Raw genomic sequence first — 18,617 nt, 5'->3', positions numbered from 1 at the left:
ATTCGTGTGAGGAAAGAAAAGGCTTATGACTGATATCAGCAGCAACCGGCTCGGCAAGGAGCCAAGCGCTTATCTTCGTCAGCACGCCGATAATCCGGTTCACTGGCAGCCCTGGAGCAGGCAAGCGCTGGATGCTGCCCGCGCCCTCAACCGCCCTATCCTGCTTTCCATTGGATATGCCGCTTGTCACTGGTGCCATGTGATGGCGCACGAGTCTTTTGAAGACCCGGAAGTGGCAAAAGTCATGAACGCGCTTTTCGTCAATGTGAAGGTCGATCGCGAAGAACGTCCGGATATTGATCAGATTTATATGGCTGCGCTTGGCGCCATGGGCCAGCAGGGCGGATGGCCGCTCACAATGTTTCTGCGCCCGGATGGGAAACCGTTCTGGGGTGGCACCTATTTTCCACCAAAAGCAAGGCACAATCTGCCCGGCTTCGTTGATGTCCTCAAAGCAGTTGATAATCTCTGGCGAGAAGATCAAGAAAGAATTAACCATAATGCCGATGCGGTCTTCAGCCATCTCGAAAGCCACCTTGCCGCGCAAACAGTGGCCAGCGCCAATGAAATTGCGCATTTTGATCGGGTCACTGATCGCATATATGCGATGTTCGATCCCGTTCGCGGCGGCCTTGAGAATGCACCCAAATTCCCCAGCGCACCCTTTATGGATGCTTTGTGGTTGTCCTGGCTCTACAACCGCCAGAACCATCATCGCGATACATTCCTGTTGTCGCTGAAAACAATGCTGCAAGGTGGCATCTATGATCATTTGGGTGGCGGCCTTTGTCGCTACAGCGTCGATGCAGACTGGCTCGTGCCGCATTTCGAAAAGATGCTCTATGACAATGCACAACTCATTCGGCATGCAACCTATGCCTATGCTGAAACGCAAAATGATTTGTTCCGTATCCGAATCGAAGAGATCATTGACTGGCTGATCCGGGAAATGCGTTTGCCAGACGGAAGTTTTGCATCAAGCCTCGATGCCGACAGCGAAGGCGAAGAAGGAAAGTTCTATATTTTTACTGACACTGAGATTGATCATGTTCTCGGAGAACAGGCGTCAGCCTTCAAAGCCTTCTATGGCGTCAAACCGGAAGGCAATTTTGAGGGAAAAAATATTCTCAACCGCCTTCATGCTGTTGATGAAACAGCGGTGCATCCTGCCGATATAGAGGCATCAAGGAAAAAGCTGCTCGATTATCGCTCCAAACGTGTGCGTCCCGGACGTGACGAAAAAGCGCTGACAGACTGGAACGCACTGGCAATTCGCGCGCTGGCAGAAGCAGGACGCTGCTTCCAGAGACAGGACTGGATTGACCATGCGCTGACCGCTTACCGTTCAACAGGGTCATCCTTTCACGATGGCCGCATGGCGCATTGCCGGATGGATGACACGCTGCTCTACCCTGCCCTTGCAACCGATTATGCAGCAATGATCAACGCTGCAATTTCGCTGTTTGAAGCAACATCAGACCCAACATTCATTCAGGACGCGCTGGCGCTCAAAGAGGCGCTTGATAAAAACAATCGCGATGCGTCAGGCAATTACCGGCTCTCCGCAATCAACGCCGAAGATGTCATCCTTCATAGTTATGGCGATTATGACGAGGCAATCCCCAGCGCCACCGGTCAGATTATCGAAGCATGCACCCGCTTGTTTCTCATAACCGGCGATCTGCATCTCTATCATCAGAATGAGCGACTGGTCGAACAAGCCATGGGCCGCGCGCTTGTGCAACAATATGGACAGATCGGCATATTGAATGCGAGCCGATTTGCAGCCGAACCACTATCGCTTGTTATTGCCGATGACAGCGCTGAGGGAGACTTAACCGCAGTGGCTCGGAAAATTCCTGATCCACGACGTGTCGACAAGATTATCCGTTTTGAAGCGGGTAAAGCTATCGCGCTTCCGACAGGTGGCATTGCACAGGCCGATAAACCTTCAGCCTGGCTCTGTAAGGGGCAGGTCTGCCTCGCACCCGTAGAGACAGCGGCAGCGCTTAGAATCCTTCTCAGCGAGCATCCATGACGACTTTTCACAGCCAAACAAAACGCCGCGCTGATTGCTCAACGCGGCGTTTTTCATAACAACGAAGTCGAGAAATTACGTGTTCATCGAATCGAAGAACTCGCTGTTGCTCTTCGTCTGCTTGAGCTTGTCGATAAGGAATTCAATCGCATCGGTCGTTCCCATTGGAGCAAGGATACGACGCAGCACGAAAATCTTCTGAAGATCGGCGCGTGGAACAAGCAGATCTTCCTTACGGGTGCCGGACTTGAGAATGTCCATGGCCGGGAAGATACGCTTGTCGGCAACCTTGCGGTCGAGAACGATTTCAGAGTTGCCCGTGCCCTTAAATTCTTCAAAGATCACTTCGTCCATGCGCGAACCCGTGTCGATCAGCGCCGTTGCAATGATGGTGAGCGAGCCACCTTCTTCAATGTTACGGGCTGCACCAAAGAAGCGCTTTGGACGTTGCAGAGCATTCGCATCCACACCACCGGTCAGAACCTTGCCCGATGACGGCACAACCGTGTTGTAGGCGCGGCCAAGGCGAGTGATGGAATCAAGAAGGATCACAACATCGCGGCCGTGTTCAACAAGCCGCTTGGCCTTCTCGATGACCATTTCAGCAACCTGCACGTGACGCGTTGCCGGCTCATCGAAGGTCGAAGAAACAACTTCACCCTTCACCGAACGCTGCATGTCCGTCACTTCTTCCGGGCGTTCATCAATCAGAAGCACGATCAGATAGCATTCAGGATGATTTGCGGTGATCGAATGCGCGATATTCTGCAACAGAACCGTTTTACCGGTGCGTGGCGGCGCAACAATTAGACCGCGCTGGCCCTTGCCGAGCGGTGCAACAAGATCAATCACACGCGACGAAAGATCTTTCGATGTTGGAACTTCCAGTTCCATCTTGAAGCGCTCATTTGGATAGAGCGGCGTCAGATTGTCGAAGTGAACCTTATGGCGGATCTTTTCAGGATCTTCAAAATTGATGGTGTTGACCTTGAGAAGCGCAAAATACCGTTCGCCTTCCTTGGGACCGCGGATCGGACCTTCAACCGTATCACCGGTCTTCAACGAGAAGCGGCGAAGCTGGGAAGGTGAAATATAAATATCGTCCGGACCCGGCAGATAATTCGCGTCAGCCGAGCGCAGGAAGCCAAATCCGTCCTGCAACACTTCGACCACGCCTTCGCCGATAATTTCGACGTCCTGAGCAGCGAGGCTTTTGAGGATCGCGAACATCAGTTCCTGCTTGCGCATGGCGCTTGCATTTTCGACCTCAAGCGTATCGGCAAATGCCAGCAGCTCAACCGGAGTTTTGTTTTTAAGTTCTTGTAGTTTCATTTCCTGCATGGGTGAGGAACTCTTTTGAAATATAAGGAGAAAAATGCAGTTGTTCGGAAAGGTGGGTCACTTGGAACGCGACCGGCATCGAAGGCCTGCTGTCATGGTGGGAAGAGGACTCACTCATACCGGTTTGCGGCATGAAGAGCAAGTCTCAGTTAAGGACTGCTGGAAATTTGTGCAATAGGAAAAAGGTAGAAGCCCGGAAAAAAATCCGGGCTATCTTGTAAAAATATAAAAATCAGAATGGTTTCACGATCACCAGAATGACGATCAAGATCATCAAAATGGTTGGAACTTCGTTGATGACACGCCAATGTTTTGCAGATTTGGTGTTCTTATCCTGAGCAAAAAGCCGTGTCGCCTTTGACAGATAGCCGTGTACGCCCGACAATAGCACCACGAGAAGAATTTTTGCGTGCAGCCAGCCGCCCTGAAAATCAAATATCTCCCAGGCCATCCACAGACCGGCAATCCACGTTACAATCATAGCGGGATTTATAATAAACCGCAGCAACCTCCGCTCCATAACCTTGAAGGTTTCAGAGGTTTCAGAGCCGGGCGTTGCCGCACAATGATAAACGAAAAGTCGCGGCAGATAGAGCATGCCCGCCATCCAGGCGATCACCGCAATAACGTGGATAGACTTGACCCAAAGATAAGCATCAGCTGGATTCACGTGAAACAATCCCCATAAACCGAGTAGCACAATCACCAAAGCGGCAATGATGCGGATCAGAGCGGCTTTGCCGCTGTTTGTGTTGTCAGAGGCCACAATCAGTACCCTCCACGAACCCGATCAATCATACGCTGAACATTTTCAATCGGTGCCTGTGGCGTAATTCCATGGCCGAGATTGAAAATCAGCGGACCGTTGCCAAGATTTTTGAGGATCGCATCAACGCCTTCATCAAGCGCCGCTCCACCAGCAACAACCCGCAGCGGATCAAGATTACCCTGAATGGCGCCTTCCTTTTGCAATTCCTGCGCAAAAGAAACCGGCACCGACCAGTCAAGCCCCAGAACATCGACACCGGTTTTTTCACGATAGCCTGCATAAAGCATTCCCGCACCTTTCGGGAAACCGATAATGCGCGCGTCAGGATATACGGCCCTCACCTTTTGCACGATACGCGCAACAGGACGAATGCAGAAACGCTCAAAGCAATCTTCATCCAGAACGCCGGACCAGGAATCAAAAATCTGAACCGCATCTGCGCCGGCATCAAGCTGTTCGATCAAATATTCGGCTGAAACATCCGCCAGATCATTCAAAAGCTTTTCGAAAGCTTCCGGGAAGCGATAGGCAAACAAACGCGCGGGAGCCTGATCCGGGGTACCATGACCGGCGATCATGTAGGTCGCAACGGTCCAGGGAGCGCCACAGAAGCCCAACAGCATTGTTTCGTCGGGTAACTGCTCGCGAAGCAGCCGAACCGTCTCATAGACCGGCTCCAGGCGTTTTGCGACACCTTCGGTTTCAAGCCAGAAGATTTCATCCGCATCAATCGGTGTCATCAAAGGCCCTCTTCCTTCTTCAAAGCGAAGGTCACGCCCAAGGGCATGAGGGACAACCAGAATATCGGAAAACAGAATGGCTGCATCAAAGCCAAAACGGCGGATAGGCTGAAGTGTGACTTCGACAGCCAGATCGGGCGAATAGCAAAGGTCGAGAAAGCTTCCGGCCTGTTTGCGGACTTCGCGATATTCAGGAAGGTATCGCCCTGCCTGGCGCATCATCCAGATCGGAGGTGGAAAGACTGTCTCACCGTCTATGACTTTCAAGACTTTGCGCTTCATTGCATTCCACCCTGTCTGATTTTCGTTATCTCGTGTGAAAGTTTTCCCGTCCGGCTTTCATAAAGAAAGGATGATTCAGGAATCTTTTGATTCTTAGAGTCTGTTGGAATCGGGGATTAAGCTTTGTCCGCTTTTTCTCCACAGTTCCGCTCTGGCCATCAAAGCCTGTGCGAACACTCACCGATCATTCTGCCAAATGCAATGAAAACTAAATTCTTTCATTGAATATAAGGAGTTACCAATTGCCGCAGTTTTGCACTATTTGTGGACAAGCTGGGTATATCGATGAGTTTTCCAAATGTTACGAGTCTTGTCCACAGTGACTTTCAAAAGCGGCCCACATGTTGGCTGGCTGTGGATGACTTGCCAAGTTTCCCACCGCCTGCCATGGCTTGTGGATGAAACCTGCGTTTTACGCACACTCGTCAACAGGGGCGGGAGAAAACTGTGACCAGACCGCTTTCTTACTTTCATCTTCATCTGATTTCTGATGCGACAGGAGAGACTCTCCTTGCTGCAGGGCGTGCAGCTTCAGCGCAATATGCCAATGCGCGCGCCATTGAGCACATCTATCCGCTTATTCGCACCGAGAAACAGTTGCGCAAAGTTCTGGAAGATATCGATGCTGAGCCGGGCATCGTCCTCTATACAATTGTTGATCAGAAGCTCGCGGCCATGATTGATGAAACCTGTGCGGAAATGGGTGTACCAAGTGTTTCGGTGCTCGAACCCGTGCTCAACACGTTTCAATCTTATCTTGGCGCACCGGCGCATCGCCGAGCCAGCGCGCAACATGTGCTCAATGCCGATTATTTTCGCCGGATTGACGCGCTCAATTTCACCATGGAGCATGATGACGGGCAATTGCCGCTCGATATAGAAGAAGCAGATGTCATTCTGGTGGGGATTTCACGAACCTCGAAAACGCCCACAAGCATCTATCTTGCCAATCGCGGTATCAAGGCAACCAATGTGCCGATTGTGCCGGGCATCCCGCTTCCCGATGTGCTTTTTACTGCAAAACGTCCGCTGATTGTCGGGCTTGTCGCAACGGCGGAACGGATTTCGCAAATCAGGCAGAACCGCCCGCTTGGCAATGCGCCTTCGCTCAATACCGGACTTTATACAGACCGCGTTTCAATTTCCGAAGAACTGGCTTATGCCCGCAATCTCTGCAACCGCAACGGCTGGCCGCTCATTGATGTGTCGCGCCGGTCAATTGAAGAAACAGCCGCAGCGATCCAGTCTTTGCTGCGTGATGGCAAGAAGGAAGATCAGGTATGACCGCAAAACTTATTCTCGCCTCCAAAAGCCCCTTTCGTTCAGCACTTCTGAAAAATGCTGGCATCGAATTTTCAAGCGAAAGCGCTGATATTGACGAGCGCGCCGTTGAAGCGCCGCTTTATAAGACCGGCGCAACACCGGAAGAAGTGGCGCAGGTTCTGGCGGAAGCCAAAGCCTTATCGGTCAGTGAAAACAATCCCGATGCTGTGGTGATTGGCTGTGATCAGACGCTTTCGCTGGAAGATCAGATTTTCCACAAGCCTGTGGATATGGACGCGGCGCGCCGCCAGCTTTTGCAGTTTTCGGGAAAAACCCATCAGTTGAACAGCGGCGTGGTTCTGGTGAAAAACGGCAAGCCCTTCTGGCGGCACGTCTCGGTGGCGCGCATGACCATGCGCGATCTTGATCCCGGGTTTATTGGCCGTTATCTGGGTCGCGTTGGCGATATTGCCCTTTCCAGCGTCGGCGCCTATCAGGTCGAAGGTCCGGGCATTCAGCTTTTTGAAAAAATCGACGGCGATTATTTCACCATTGTCGGATTGCCGCTGCTGCCGCTTCTGGCTGAATTAAGGAAAGAAAATCTGATCGATGGCTAAAAAGGCATTTGTCACCGGATTTCCGATTAAACATTCGCGCTCGCCGCTCATTCATCGCTTCTGGCTCAAAGAGCACGGTCTTGACGGCTCTTATGAAGCCATTGAAGTGGCGCCGGAAAATTTTGCCGAATTTGCTGCTTCATTGGCGCAAAATGGCTATGCCGGTGGAAATGTCACGATTCCGCATAAAGAAGCAGCTTATGAGAGCGTGGAAAGCCATGATGAAGCAGCGCAGGCTATAGGTGCGGTGAACACGCTCTGGTTTGAAAAGGGCAGGCTTTGCGGTGGCAATACCGATGCCTATGGCTTTGCCGCCAATCTTGATGCGCTTGCACCGGGTTGGGACAATGCCGATACGGCTCTGGTTCTGGGTGCAGGAGGTGCGGGTCGCGCGATTGTGCATGCCTTGCAGACACGTGGTTTCTCCCACATTGCCATCGCCAACCGGACCTTAAGCCGCGCGCAGGACCTGGCCAGCCATTTTGGCGATGGGGTTTTTGCCCATGGATGGGATGCCGCGCAGCATTTTGTCAAAGAAGCGGGATTGATCGTCAACACGACCGCGCTCGGCATGAGCGGGCATGGAGAAGAAACACACGTTTTTCCCCTTGATCTGAACGAAGCGCAAAAATCAGCGGTTGCCACGGATATTGTCTATGTTCCTTTGAAAACGCCCTTTCTGGCTAAGGCTGAAAGCGCGGGGCTCAAAACGGTCGATGGACTTGGCATGTTGCTGCATCAGGCGGTTCCCGGTTTTGAACGCTGGTTTGGCAAAAAACCGCAAGTGACAGATGCGCTGCGCGCGCATATTCTGGATGATATGAAAAAGGCTGGCGCTTTATGATCATCCTCGGACTGACCGGCTCGATCGGCATGGGAAAATCCACCGCCGCAAGCATGTTTGCAGATGCGGGCGTGCCAGTTTATAGCGCCGACGATGCGGTGCATCAGCTTTATGCAGGCCGCGCCGCCCCCCTGATCGAAGCCGCCTTCCCCGGAACAGTTGTCAATGGCACGGTTGACCGGACCAGGCTTTCGAGCGCTGTCCTCGGCAAACCGGAAGCACTCAAAAAGCTTGAATCCATCATTCACCCGCTTGTGCATGAAGAGGAAGCCGCCTTTCTTGCGCGCGCGCGTGCGGATGGGGCTGATATTGCATTGCTTGATATTCCGCTGCTGTTTGAAACGGAGGGCCAGAACCGCGTGCACAAGGTGGCGGTTGTCTCAGCCCCTGCCCACATTCAGCGAAAGCGGGTTCTTTCGCGCGAAGGCATGATGGAAGAGAAGCTGGAGGCCATTCTTGCCCGGCAGACACCGGACGCTGAAAAGCGGTCGCGCGCCGATTTCATTATTGATTCTTCAGGCGGCTTTGAGGACATGAGACAGCAGATTAACGCCATCCTTGCGCAATTGCGGGGAAAGCCGGCAATTTCATCGTGAGCGCAGTTTCGCCTGTGCTATAACGAACAATCATTTAAGAGGTTTTTCAATGCGTGAGATCGTTTTCGATACGGAAACCACTGGCCTTGAACGGCTTGAGGATCGGGTGATCGAAATCGGTGGCGTGGAAATGATCAACCGCTTTCCCACGGGCCGAACCTTTCATAAATTCATCAACCCACAGGGGCGTAAGGTTCATCCGGATGCGCTCGCGGTTCATGGGATCACCGATGAGCAATTGCTCGACAAGCCGACTTTTGCCGATATTCTCGATGAATTTATGGAATTTTTCGATGGCGCGAAGCTTGTCGCGCATAATGCCATGTTCGATCTTGGTTTCATCAATGCCGAATTGAGCCGCCTGGGTAAGCCGGAAATAGACGTTGATCGCATTGTCGATACGCTTGCGCTTGCGCGCCGTCGAAATCCGATGGGGCCAAATTCGCTGGATGCACTTTGCAAGCGTTATGGCATCGACAATTCACACCGCACATTGCACGGCGCATTGCTCGATTCTGAAATTCTGGCTGAAGTTTACATCGAACTGATTGGCGGAAAGCAGACAGCTCTCGGTCTGAGTTCCTCTGACAATTCCGGCAATGATGATCGCGCTGATCATGCCAGCCGAATTGCGCTGCGTCAGCGCCCTGTGCCGCTTGCACCCCGCATCAGTGAAAAAGAGCGTGCCGCGCATGATGCCCTTGTTGCCAAAATGGGTGATAAGGCGATCTGGAAGAAGTATTCTTCATAAAAAAACCCCGCAAAAAGCGGGGTTTTCTTTTGATATCAACGCAAGATCAGCTCTTTACAGCGTTCTTGGCTTCTTCTTCAGCCATACGGCTCTGGAACATCTGTGCAAAATCGATTGGATCGATCATCAGTGGTGGGTAGCCACCATTGCGCGTTGCATCAGCAACGATCTGACGGGCAAATGGGAACAGCAGACGTGGGCATTCGATAAACAGCAGCGGAAGCATATGTTCCTGCGCAATGCCCTGAATGCGGAATACGCCGCCATAAGTCAGCTCGGTGTTGAACAGAACGTCCTTGCCGTCCACAGCCTTGGCTTCGAGTGTTAGAACAACGTCGAAATCCGTTTCGGAAAGCGGGTTGGCGTTTACATTGACATTGATGTTGATCGAAGGCGCTTTGTCGCGTGGGCGCAGCGACAGAGGCGCGCCGGGGCTTTCAAAGGAAAGATCCTTGATATACTGGGCCAGAATGTTGAGGGACGGCTGGGTGGCTGCGCCATTGCCGTTCTTTGCTTCGTCCGCTACGGGCTTATCGCTCGGCGTTTTTGCCATTATCGGAATGCCTTCTTTTATTGTGATTAATCTGATTGCCTGTAAAGCAGCGATGCTTGGCTAGCATGTGTGGGTAGATGAGGCAAGAAACCGTTTTTAGGTTAGTAATTGCGCAATCAACGATCCTTGTGGTCAGGATTCCACGGTGAATTTTCGTCCGGCTTTGCTGTATAATCTTCCGGGTCGAGGTCGATCACGTTATTCTCTTTGCGCTCATAAGGACGATAGGCTTCCGAATAGCGGGTGGACGCTGTGGCAACGACGAGACGATTGCGCACAAATCGGTTCCAGACAAGATCGCGAATGAAGGGCACGAAAAGCAGCAGGCCAATGGCGCTTGTGACAAAGCCGGGCACGATCAGCATGATGGCAGCAACCACGATCATGGCGCCATGCATCATTTCGCGATCCGGCACACGCCCCGCAGCACTTTCCGCGCGGATGCGCTGCAACAGCCCGAAACCCTGCACGCGCAGCAGGAAAAAACCGAGCATCGTGCTTAGAACGACAAGACCCAGCGTTGCCAGAACACCGATTTTACTGCCGACAATCACAAAGCCGGCAATTTCGATGAACGGCATTGCCAGCATGAGCAGAGGGGCAAAGGAAAAGGACACGGCAGTTATGATCCTATGTTTATTGATGTTTTCATCAAAGATCTTCAGTCTATCATGAATTTGCAGATAGAGCGCATTCCGAAAAGTGAAAAGCGGTTTTCGCAATGAGATACGCCTAAAAACAAATAGGTATGCGTGATCGGGATTTGAATGATCAATCAAGGCGATCTATATGTATATTGAAAGAAATTGATGGCGGGAGCGGGATTCGTGATCGTTATCCGTTAAATGGTGGCAGGCGGTATGGAATTTTTTGATTTTGGTACGATATTTTTCTTCATCGCAGCGGTGGTGATATTTCTCCAGCTGCGCAATGTTCTCGGTCGTCGTACTGGAAATGAAAAGCCGCCGGTTGATCCCTACACATCTGCCCGTAATTCCGACACACAGACCAGTGGCGGCGAAACGGATAATGTTGTTTCCCTGCCGCAGCGTTCCGGCGAAAAAGATTATAGCGCAATCGATAAAATTGCGCCGGTCGGCACACCGGTCAATGATGGGCTGCGTTCCATCAAGGCCGCCGATCCATCTTTTGATCCGGTGAGTTTTGTGGATGGCGTGAAGATCGCTTACGAAATGATCGTCATGTCTTTTGCCGATGGCGATCGCAATGTTCTGCAAAATCTTTTGTCCAGGGAAGTCTATGAAGGATTTGTTTCGGCGATTGATGAGCGCGAAGCACGCGGTGAAACCATACGTTCCACCTTTGTTGGCATCGATAAGGCGGAAATCGCCAATGCCGAAATGAAGGGATCTGAGGCGCATGTGACGCTGAACATTGTCAGCCAGATGATTTCGTCCACACTCGACAAGAACGGTAATGTGGTTGAAGGCGATCAGGAAAATGTGGTTGAAATCCGCGATCTGTGGACCTTTGCCCGCGACACCCGTTTGCGCGATCCAAACTGGAAGCTTGTGGCGACCGAAGCAGAAGATTAAGAGAGTGAAGACCAAGGGCCGCTAATTGAGTGGCCCTTTTAAATAGCGCGTTTTACGGATCCGGCTGTGAACCAATTGTCGAAACTATTCCACCCGCTGGGCTTTTCCAATTGCCCGGGCTGGGATCGGGACGATCAGGCACACGCCTTTTCGGCCTTTCGCCGTTCGGCCGATTATGCGCACCACAACCGCTATAACAGCGGCAGTCTCGGTATTTCTTTTAAGGCGCTTGAACCGGCTTTTGCTGCTGCACGATTGCTTGATAACCCAAACACAGCGCAGGCGCGTGGTTTTTTCGAAGCGCATTTTGTTCCGTGCCGCATTGATGCCCAAGGCTTTGTCACCGCTTTTTACGAGCCGGAGATCGAAGCATCACGCACACCAGACGCGCATTTTACGGTGCCATTTTTAAAAAAGCCCGATGATCTTGTGAAAGTCACGGACGAAAACCGTCCTTTGGGACTTGATGCGTCATATGCTTTTGCGCGCCAAACGCCAGATGGTCTTTTAGAATATGATGACCGCCGCACAATCGAGCAAGGCAGCCTCAGAGGTCGTGGGCTGGAGCTTGCTTATGTTGCCGATCGGGTCGATGCGTTCTTTGCGCATGTTCAGGGTGCGGCACGGCTCAAGCTGACCGATGGCAGTTTTATGCGGATTACCTTCGCTGCCAAAACCGGCCATCCATTTACGGGGATCGGGCGTATTCTGGTAGCGGAAGGCGAAATTCCGGCTGATCAGATTTCTATGCAGACAATCCGCCAATGGCTCAAAGATCATCCCGAAAAGGCGGATGACCTCATTTGGCAGAACCGTTCCTATATCTTTTTCCGCGAAGCAGCCGTTGATGATCCGCAGCTTGGGCAGATTGCGGCCGCCAAGGTTCCGTTGACCGCCGGACGCTCTATCGCCGTGGACAGGTTTTTGCATACTTTCGGAACGCCATTTTATGTTGATGCGCCGACTGTGACCAAATTTGACAACGCGCCCTTCTCCCGGCTGATGATTGCGCAGGATACCGGCACGGCAATTGTTGGCCCGGCCCGCGGCGATCTCTTTGCAGGATCCGGGGATGAAGCCGGTGAAATTGCAGGCGGCATAAAAGACAAAGCTGATTTTTATGCGCTCGTCCCTCGCGCAGTTTGCGGAATTAATCGATGACCTCCAACAACGAAAAACCCGCAAAAGATTATCTCAATCCCGAGGATCGCATTCTCTGGGAAACGGTTGCAAAGACAGCCAAGCCACTGGCTGGCAAAAAGCTTCAGGCTGAAGAGCTTTCGGTTTTTAGCGAACTGATGGCGCAGGAGGCAGAGAAGAAGCCTGTGAAAAAAGCGCCCTCGCCTGTTGCTGAGACGCAGCCACCAAAAAAGAAGGTCAGCTCGCTTAAGGAAATGCCGATCCATGCCTTTGATCGGCCCACTCATCGCAAAATTTCCAAAGGGCGTGTGGATATTGAAGCGCGTATCGATCTGCACGGGCTGACACAGAACGATGCTTATGAGCTGCTTTACGGCTTTCTGCTCAGCGCCCACGCGCGTGGGCTCAAGCATGTGATGGTGATTACCGGAAAAGGCCGATCATTCGGCAGTGAGGGCGTGCTCAAACAGGCCGTGCCGCACTGGTTCTCAACGCCCTTGTTCCGGCTTCTGGTCAGCGCCTATGAAGATGCAGCGCATCATCATGGTGGTCATGGTGCGCTTTATGTGCGGCTGCGCAAGCAAACGCAGAATGGGGGGCTGCTGCGATGACGCCGTTCGGCAAGCGATTGCGGGAATTGCGGGAAGAGCGCAATGTCACCCAGAGGGAAATGGCAGCAGCGCTGCGTGTGTCCCCGGCCTATTTGTCAGCATTGGAACATGGGCGGCGTGGCCAGCCAACCTGGGATATGCTGCAACGCATCATCACCTATTTCAATATTATCTGGGATGAAGCGGAAGAGCTTCAGGATCTTGCAACGATTTCGCATCCGCGGGTGGTGATTGACACATCCGGCCTGTCGCCACAGGCAACCGAGCTTGCCAATCTTCTGGCGCGTAACATCCGCATCATTGATCGCGAAACGATCAAGCATTTAAGCGATGAAATTGAAGTAGCACGCAAGCGCCGCCGGGGAATAAGTTAGGTATATTTTTAGCGGATATTATATTAGAAGATTATATTTTTCATAGAAAATATTAATATAAATAATATAGTATATTATGGTGTAATTTCATCGGATTTTTTTGGAATTATTATAAATTTCGATGAAAATATCATATTTCTATTGACAGAAATTTTCATCAATCATAGCCTGATAACACTCTGTGTATTTCTGAGTCTGAAAAGCTGAATAAGGGCATATTCCCAAATAATCAGGTTTTCATACGATTTGATCACAGTGTTTTGGTGTATTTTTTCAATGTATATATTATAATTTGGAGATTAAAATGACGAAGAAAAATCGTGAATCCACGGATATACCAAGCAAAGATATTCTACGATTTGATAACACATATCAAATTGATTTGGATACGTCTAGTTATAGAAATGGAGATAACCGCGCATATATTACTATTTACAGTGACAGTGCTTTTATTGGAGGCGCAACCGTAAAAGAAAATCAAATACCACTTGTTTTATCTGCTATGAGTTGGCTTAATAATAATAATTCAAATTTAGATTTACTGGTATGGACAGATAATACTGTTTCTGATTACATATTTTATGGATTTGAATCTTCGGTATCTAAAAAAGCTCTTGAATTACCAAAGTAATTGATAGTTGGGTGATTTCAGTTGTATTTTATTCCGGTTATTCAAATTGTATTACAGGATAAACCGAATTTTCTCACTGAGATCACCCACAAACATCTAAATTTTTTTGAGAGACTACCTTCTGCAGAATGTAAGCAAATTTTTGAATGAATTAATATAAGAGTGCTTGCGCATTTGCTCCAGCGAAATTTCCCTCCGTGAGGCGTCTAAGGATTTTTTTAAGCTTTCACCATCGGGTGATTGGACGCGACATATTACACAAATCGGTTCCCACTTTTCGGGATGTGCTTTAAGGGCTTGAGCCGATCAAACCGACCGGCTCCTGAGATTTAATCACACTTAAAAAAGCGCCTTTAGCTCATCAAGCTTGGTGTTGACCAGCCAGCCATAATAGTTTTCCTGCGGCATCACTGGAGCCTGTCCAGATGCTTTCAGCTTAGCATTCTCATTGGCAAGTGCGCGGGCGCGAGAATCTGCACCGCCGGTGTTATAAAGCGTTGCCGTAATTCCGGGGTTTTTTGAAATGTCGAAATCGGCAATCTGACGATAGGCGGTGATCGACTGTTTGAGCGTCGCTGCGATATAGGGCAGCGTCAGATCCGGGTCCATGATGGTTTTATAGACCGCGTTGCCATTATCGGCATCAAGCTTTGGCAGGCCGGAAACGCGGTTCACCATGTCCGACATCTGCAAGGCCGTCAGCGGGTTCATCTGGCCTAAGCCGAAAGTCTGGCCAGCATAGAAGGGCTGAAAGAACACGGCACTGAAGCGGTTGTTCGGATAGCTTTTGCCGCCCACGGATTTGCCGCGGAACTGCTTGTTCCAGACTGTTTCGCGGCAGCCCCACAGCGAATAGCTGTCCTTGAATCTGAGGCACTCGGAAAACTCCGGGCGCTTGACGAACTGGCCGATGCTTTCGCCATTATAGCCAAAGCTCACGCCCTGGTTCACATAGGACATCGCCTTGACGTAATAGGTCTGCAAGCGGTCATAGACATCGACATTATAGGTGTGTTCGCCAACAATCGCGCCGACAATATGGATCGGATCAATGCCGTAAGCCGAAGCCGTCGACTTGATCTTTGAGCGCAGCGAAGCATCCTTTTTCAGAAGATTATAAATCTTGCGATATTTGGCTTCATAGGTGGTGCTTAATTCCTTGGTGCGCTTGGCGGAAGCGCCGGGAATGGGCGGCTGTTCGGCGTTGCGGTTGCCGGGTGGCACGCTTACGGCTGCAAGGGCGCTCTGGCAGGAGAAAGCGATGGCGAGGCAGATGCCTGCAATACGGTTCAGTCGACGGGTCATTGCGGGAAAACGGCCTCAACAGGGTAAATGATATGTAAATTTGGCGGCAAATTAAAAAAACCCCTCGATGAAGTCGAGGGGTTTCTTGCCTTTGAGGCGAAAGCCACCGCAGCGTGGCTTTCCGGTCACTTTTTAGTTTTACAGAATGAAGCGCGAAAGATCGGTATTCTTGGCAAGATCGCCAACGGTTTCGCGGACATAATCCCCATCCACCTTGAATTCCGAACCGGCCTTGTCGGGGGCGTTATAGGAAATATCGTCCAGAACGCGCTCCATCACCGTCTGCAAGCGGCGCGCACCGATATTTTCGACCGTTGAGTTGAGATCAACCGCGATATCGGCCAGAGCATCAATCGCATCGTCGGTAATATCGAGCTTCACTTCTTCCGTGGCCATCAGCGCAATATATTGCTTGATCAGGCTGACTTCGGTTTCCGTCAGAATCCGGCGGAAATCTTCGCGCGTCAGTGCACTCAGTTCCACGCGGATCGGCAGACGTCCCTGCAATTCCGGCAAAAGGTCAGACGGTTTTGAGACATGGAACGCGCCCGATGCGATGAACAGGATATGGTCGGTTTTCACCGGACCATATTTTGTTGCAACAGTGGTGCCTTCAACAAGCGGCAGCAGATCGCGCTGCACGCCTTCGCGTGACACACCCGCTCCCATGCCGCCTTCGCGCGCTGCGATTTTATCGATTTCGTCCAGGAAAACGATACCGTCATTTTCGGTTGAACGCAGGGCTTCCTGAATAAGCTGATCCTGATCAAGCAGCTTGTCGGACTCGTCATTGATCAGGATGGCGTAGGAATCCTTGACCGTGGTCTTGCGCGTCTTGGTGCGCCCACCCATCGCCTTGCCGAAAATATCGCCAATATTGATCATGCCGATATTGGCACCGGGCATACCCGGAATTTCGAAATTCTGGCCTGACCCCGTATCGGCCACTTCGATTTCGATTTCCTTGTCGTCCAGCTCGCCATCACGCAGCTTCTTGCGGAAGCTTTCGCGGGTGGCGGGGCTTGCCGTTTTGCCGACAAGACCGTCAAGCACGCGCTCTTCAGCATTGATATGGGCCTTGGCCTTCACATCTTCGCGTTTCTTTTCACGCACGAGACCAATCGCTGCTTCAACCAGATCACGGATGATCTGTTCGACATCGCGGCCCACATAGCCGACTTCGGTAAATTTGGTGGCCTCGACCTTGATGAAAGGCGCACCGGCAAGCTTGGCGAGACGACGCGAAATTTCCGTCTTGCCAACACCGGTCGGTCCAATCATCAGAATGTTTTTTGGCATGACCTCTTCGCGCATCTGGCCTTCCAGCTGCTGCCGGCGCCAGCGATTGCGCAAAGCAATGGCCACGGCGCGCTTGGCATCGTTCTGGCCGATGATGAAGCGGTCAAGCTCGGAGACGATCTCGCGGGGGGAGAAATTGGTCATGATTAAATTCCACTTTGCCACTGCTTAATGAACTCGAACGGATGCAGCGGCATGATCACGTTGAGCGGAAGGTTGCAGCCGATGACGATCAAAGCACCCAAGCCCAACGCTGTTTGTCAGAGGTTGAGGCTTGCAAGGGTACGGTCATTCGGCGTCGAGGCTTTCAACCAGAATGCTGTGATTGGTGTAGATGCAGATATCGGCGGCAATTTCCATTGCCTTACGGGCGATTTCTTCGGCATTCCTGTCTGTGTCGATCAGCGCGCGCGCTGCCGCCAGCGCATAATTGCCGCCTGATCCAATGGCCATGACGCCGTGTTCGGGTTCAAGCACATCGCCCGTCCCGGTCAATGCCAGCGTCACCTTGCTGTCGGCAACCAGCATCATGGCTTCGAGCTTGCGCAGATAGCGGTCGGTACGCCAGTCTTTGGCAAGCTCGACAGAAGCGCGCATCAGCTGGTCAGGATATTGTTCGAGCTTGGCTTCAAGGCGCTCAAGCAGTGTGAAGGCATCTGCGGTTGCGCCTGCAAAACCGGCAATGACATTGCCTTTGCCGATGCGGCGCACTTTGCGCGCATTGCCCTTCATCACGGTGTTGCCGAGCGAGACCTGCCCGTCACCGGCGATGACCACCTTGTTACCCTTGCGAACGGTAACAATGGTCGTGCCGTAAATTGTCGTAGGATTGTGTTCGATCATGGATCACTCCTTTGGCGGCTTACAGGTTTCCATCTGGCAAACGCATAAGCCCCTGATATGGGGAAGCCTCTTTCCTTTGGCTCAAGCGCGAACGGAATCGGGTTTCGTTGTGAATATTTAAGAACCATCTGGCAAAATGCAAATGGCTAACAGCGCATTCCAAAAAGTGGGAACCGGTTTTTGGGTAAAATGCGCTGCTGGGGGAAACCGCATTCCAAAAAGTGGGAACCGGTTTTTGGGTAAAATGCGCTGCTGGGAAAACCGCATTCCAAAAAGTGGGAACCGGTTTTTGGATAAAATGCGCTGCTGGGGAGACCGCATTCCAAAAAGCGGGAGCCGGTTTTTGGATAAAATGTGCGTGAATAAAATTCAGAATGTTGCGAGCAGTTCTAAAAGCATTGGCAAAAGCGGCCAGCTGTTCTAGAACGCCAAAAGATTTCAACAGAGGAAATGCTATGACGGCTGAAAGCGCCCGCAAAGCAAGTATCGAACGTTCAACAAAAGAAACGAGCATTGCCGTTTCTGTCGATCTGGACGGCAACGGCAAGTTCGACATTACAACCGGTGTCGGCTTCTTCGATCATATGCTGGAGCAGCTTTCGCGACATTCGCTCATCGACATGCGCGTCATGGCCAAAGGCGATCTGCATATCGATGATCACCACACGGTGGAAGATACGGGCATTGCGCTTGGTCAGGCTGTGGCAAAGGCGCTGGGTGAGCGTCGCGGCATTGTGCGTTATGCATCGATGGATCTTGCTATGGACGATACGTTGACGGGTGCTGCGGTCGATGTTTCGGGCCGTGCCTTTCTGGTCTGGAACGTGACTTTCACAACAGCCAAGATCGGCACTTTCGACACCGAGCTGGTGCGCGAGTTCTTCCAGGCTTTTGCGATGAATGCAGGCATTACGCTGCATATCAACAATCACTATGGTGCCAACAATCATCATATTGCAGAATCGATCTTCAAGGCTGTCGCAAGGGTTCTGCGCACGGCACTGGAAACCGATCCGCGTCAGAAGGATGCAATTCCTTCGACCAAGGGGTCGCTGAAGGGATAA

General features: G+C 51.5%; 21 protein-coding genes and 1 pseudogene. 12 read left to right on the top strand and 10 right to left on the bottom strand.

Features of this window, described 5'->3' with window-relative positions:
* Window positions 1-25: 25 nt before the first annotated feature.
* Window positions 26-2,038: a thioredoxin domain-containing protein gene (locus VBH83_RS01565; protein ID WP_396996022.1), complete on the top strand. Its 2,013-nt coding sequence runs from the start codon at window positions 26-28 to the stop codon at window positions 2,036-2,038.
* A 75-nt stretch (window positions 2,039-2,113) separates the two neighbouring features.
* Here VBH83_RS01565 and rho read toward each other — a convergent pair whose 3' ends face one another.
* From rho to hemE, 3 genes are all read right to left on the bottom strand, one after another.
* Entirely contained in the window at window positions 2,114-3,379 is a 1,266-nt protein-coding gene (rho, locus tag VBH83_RS01560; RefSeq protein ID WP_265982434.1) for a transcription termination factor Rho, read from the bottom strand.
* Between the two features lie 232 nt (window positions 3,380-3,611).
* Window positions 3,612-4,148, bottom strand: coding sequence for a protoporphyrinogen oxidase HemJ (gene hemJ, locus VBH83_RS01555; protein WP_265983804.1), 537 nt, complete (start codon window positions 4,146-4,148; stop codon window positions 3,612-3,614).
* Window positions 4,148-5,170 (bottom strand): uroporphyrinogen decarboxylase, encoded by a 1,023-nt coding sequence (gene hemE / locus VBH83_RS01550; protein WP_396996020.1) that lies wholly within the window; start codon window positions 5,168-5,170, stop codon window positions 4,148-4,150. The genes hemJ and hemE overlap by 1 nt, the downstream gene beginning before the upstream one ends.
* 447 nt (window positions 5,171-5,617) lie before the next feature.
* Here hemE and VBH83_RS01545 point away from each other — a divergent pair, with 447 nt between their 5' ends.
* The 5 genes from VBH83_RS01545 to dnaQ are packed head-to-tail and all read left to right on the top strand — an operon-like array spanning window position 5,618 to window position 9,241.
* Window positions 5,618-6,454 carry a pyruvate, water dikinase regulatory protein gene (locus tag VBH83_RS01545; protein WP_265982436.1) on the top strand — a complete coding sequence of 279 codons (837 nt, stop codon included), beginning with the start codon at window positions 5,618-5,620 and terminating at the stop codon, window positions 6,452-6,454.
* On the top strand, window positions 6,451-7,050 hold the full coding sequence (locus tag VBH83_RS01540; RefSeq protein ID WP_265982437.1) for a Maf-like protein: 600 nt from the start codon (window positions 6,451-6,453) through the stop codon (window positions 7,048-7,050). Before VBH83_RS01545 ends, VBH83_RS01540 begins: the two co-directional genes overlap by 4 nt.
* On the top strand, window positions 7,043-7,894 hold the full coding sequence (locus VBH83_RS01535; RefSeq protein ID WP_265982438.1) for a shikimate dehydrogenase: 852 nt from the start codon (window positions 7,043-7,045) through the stop codon (window positions 7,892-7,894). Before VBH83_RS01540 ends, VBH83_RS01535 begins: the two co-directional genes overlap by 8 nt.
* The gene (gene coaE / locus VBH83_RS01530; protein WP_265982439.1) at window positions 7,891-8,490 is read left to right on the top strand and encodes a dephospho-CoA kinase; all 600 of its coding nucleotides are present in this window, start codon (window positions 7,891-7,893) and stop codon (window positions 8,488-8,490) included. Before VBH83_RS01535 ends, coaE begins: the two co-directional genes overlap by 4 nt.
* Window positions 8,491-8,539: 49 nt before the next feature.
* Window positions 8,540-9,241, top strand: a complete 702-nt coding sequence (dnaQ, locus tag VBH83_RS01525) for a DNA polymerase III subunit epsilon (RefSeq protein WP_265982440.1) — start codon at window positions 8,540-8,542, stop codon at window positions 9,239-9,241.
* A 46-nt stretch (window positions 9,242-9,287) separates the two neighbouring features.
* On the opposite strand, the gene secB is transcribed toward dnaQ, so the two are convergent.
* Window positions 9,288-9,794 carry a protein-export chaperone SecB gene (gene secB, locus VBH83_RS01520; protein ID WP_265982441.1) on the bottom strand — a complete coding sequence of 169 codons (507 nt, stop codon included), beginning with the start codon at window positions 9,792-9,794 and terminating at the stop codon, window positions 9,288-9,290.
* 116 nt (window positions 9,795-9,910) lie between these two features.
* On the bottom strand, window positions 9,911-10,411 hold the full coding sequence (locus tag VBH83_RS01515) for an FxsA family protein (protein ID WP_265982442.1): 501 nt from the start codon (window positions 10,409-10,411) through the stop codon (window positions 9,911-9,913).
* A gap of 243 nt (window positions 10,412-10,654) precedes the next feature.
* Here VBH83_RS01515 and VBH83_RS01510 point away from each other — a divergent pair, with 243 nt between their 5' ends.
* The 5 genes from VBH83_RS01510 (at window position 10,655) to VBH83_RS01490 (ending at window position 14,106) form a co-directional block, all read left to right on the top strand.
* Complete coding sequence (locus VBH83_RS01510; RefSeq protein WP_265982443.1) at window positions 10,655-11,350, top strand: Tim44/TimA family putative adaptor protein; 696 nt, start codon at window positions 10,655-10,657, stop codon at window positions 11,348-11,350.
* A gap of 42 nt (window positions 11,351-11,392) precedes the next feature.
* The gene (locus VBH83_RS01505; protein WP_396996104.1) at window positions 11,393-12,511 is read left to right on the top strand and encodes a murein transglycosylase A; all 1,119 of its coding nucleotides are present in this window, start codon (window positions 11,393-11,395) and stop codon (window positions 12,509-12,511) included.
* Complete coding sequence (locus tag VBH83_RS01500) at window positions 12,508-13,101, top strand: Smr/MutS family protein (protein WP_265982445.1); 594 nt, start codon at window positions 12,508-12,510, stop codon at window positions 13,099-13,101. Before VBH83_RS01505 ends, VBH83_RS01500 begins: the two co-directional genes overlap by 4 nt.
* On the top strand, window positions 13,098-13,475 hold the full coding sequence (locus tag VBH83_RS01495) for a helix-turn-helix domain-containing protein (RefSeq protein ID WP_265982446.1): 378 nt from the start codon (window positions 13,098-13,100) through the stop codon (window positions 13,473-13,475). Before VBH83_RS01500 ends, VBH83_RS01495 begins: the two co-directional genes overlap by 4 nt.
* A gap of 304 nt (window positions 13,476-13,779) precedes the next feature.
* Entirely contained in the window at window positions 13,780-14,106 is a 327-nt protein-coding gene (locus tag VBH83_RS01490; protein ID WP_265982447.1) for a hypothetical protein, read from the top strand.
* A gap of 339 nt (window positions 14,107-14,445) precedes the next feature.
* On the opposite strand, the gene VBH83_RS01485 is transcribed toward VBH83_RS01490, so the two are convergent.
* From VBH83_RS01485 to VBH83_RS01465, 5 genes and pseudogenes are all read right to left on the bottom strand, one after another.
* The gene (locus VBH83_RS01485) at window positions 14,446-15,411 is read right to left on the bottom strand and encodes a DUF1402 family protein (protein ID WP_265982448.1); all 966 of its coding nucleotides are present in this window, start codon (window positions 15,409-15,411) and stop codon (window positions 14,446-14,448) included.
* Between the two features lie 138 nt (window positions 15,412-15,549).
* Window positions 15,550-16,854, bottom strand: coding sequence for an ATP-dependent protease ATPase subunit HslU (gene hslU / locus VBH83_RS01480; protein ID WP_265982449.1), 1,305 nt, complete (start codon window positions 16,852-16,854; stop codon window positions 15,550-15,552).
* A 2-nt stretch (window positions 16,855-16,856) separates the two neighbouring features.
* A pseudogene (locus tag VBH83_RS01475) lies at window positions 16,857-16,937 on the bottom strand (DUF2585 family protein); the annotation flags it as partial.
* 61 nt (window positions 16,938-16,998) lie between these two features.
* Complete coding sequence (gene hslV, locus VBH83_RS01470; RefSeq protein ID WP_265982450.1) at window positions 16,999-17,553, bottom strand: ATP-dependent protease subunit HslV; 555 nt, start codon at window positions 17,551-17,553, stop codon at window positions 16,999-17,001.
* Between the two features lie 19 nt (window positions 17,554-17,572).
* A complete protein-coding gene (locus VBH83_RS01465; protein WP_265982451.1) occupies window positions 17,573-17,995 on the bottom strand; it encodes a hypothetical protein in 423 nt (140 codons plus the stop codon).
* A 13-nt stretch (window positions 17,996-18,008) separates the two neighbouring features.
* Between VBH83_RS01465 and hisB the strand changes: the two genes are divergently transcribed.
* Window positions 18,009-18,617 carry an imidazoleglycerol-phosphate dehydratase HisB gene (gene hisB / locus VBH83_RS01460; RefSeq protein ID WP_265982452.1) on the top strand — a complete coding sequence of 203 codons (609 nt, stop codon included), beginning with the start codon at window positions 18,009-18,011 and terminating at the stop codon, window positions 18,615-18,617.

The organism is Ochrobactrum sp. S1502_03 (genome assembly GCF_044435015.1).
GTDB lineage: Bacteria > Pseudomonadota > Alphaproteobacteria > Rhizobiales > Rhizobiaceae > Brucella > Brucella chromiisoli.
The sequence above is the reverse complement of the archived record's forward strand: the minus strand, read 5'-3'. Positions and strand labels throughout refer to the sequence as shown.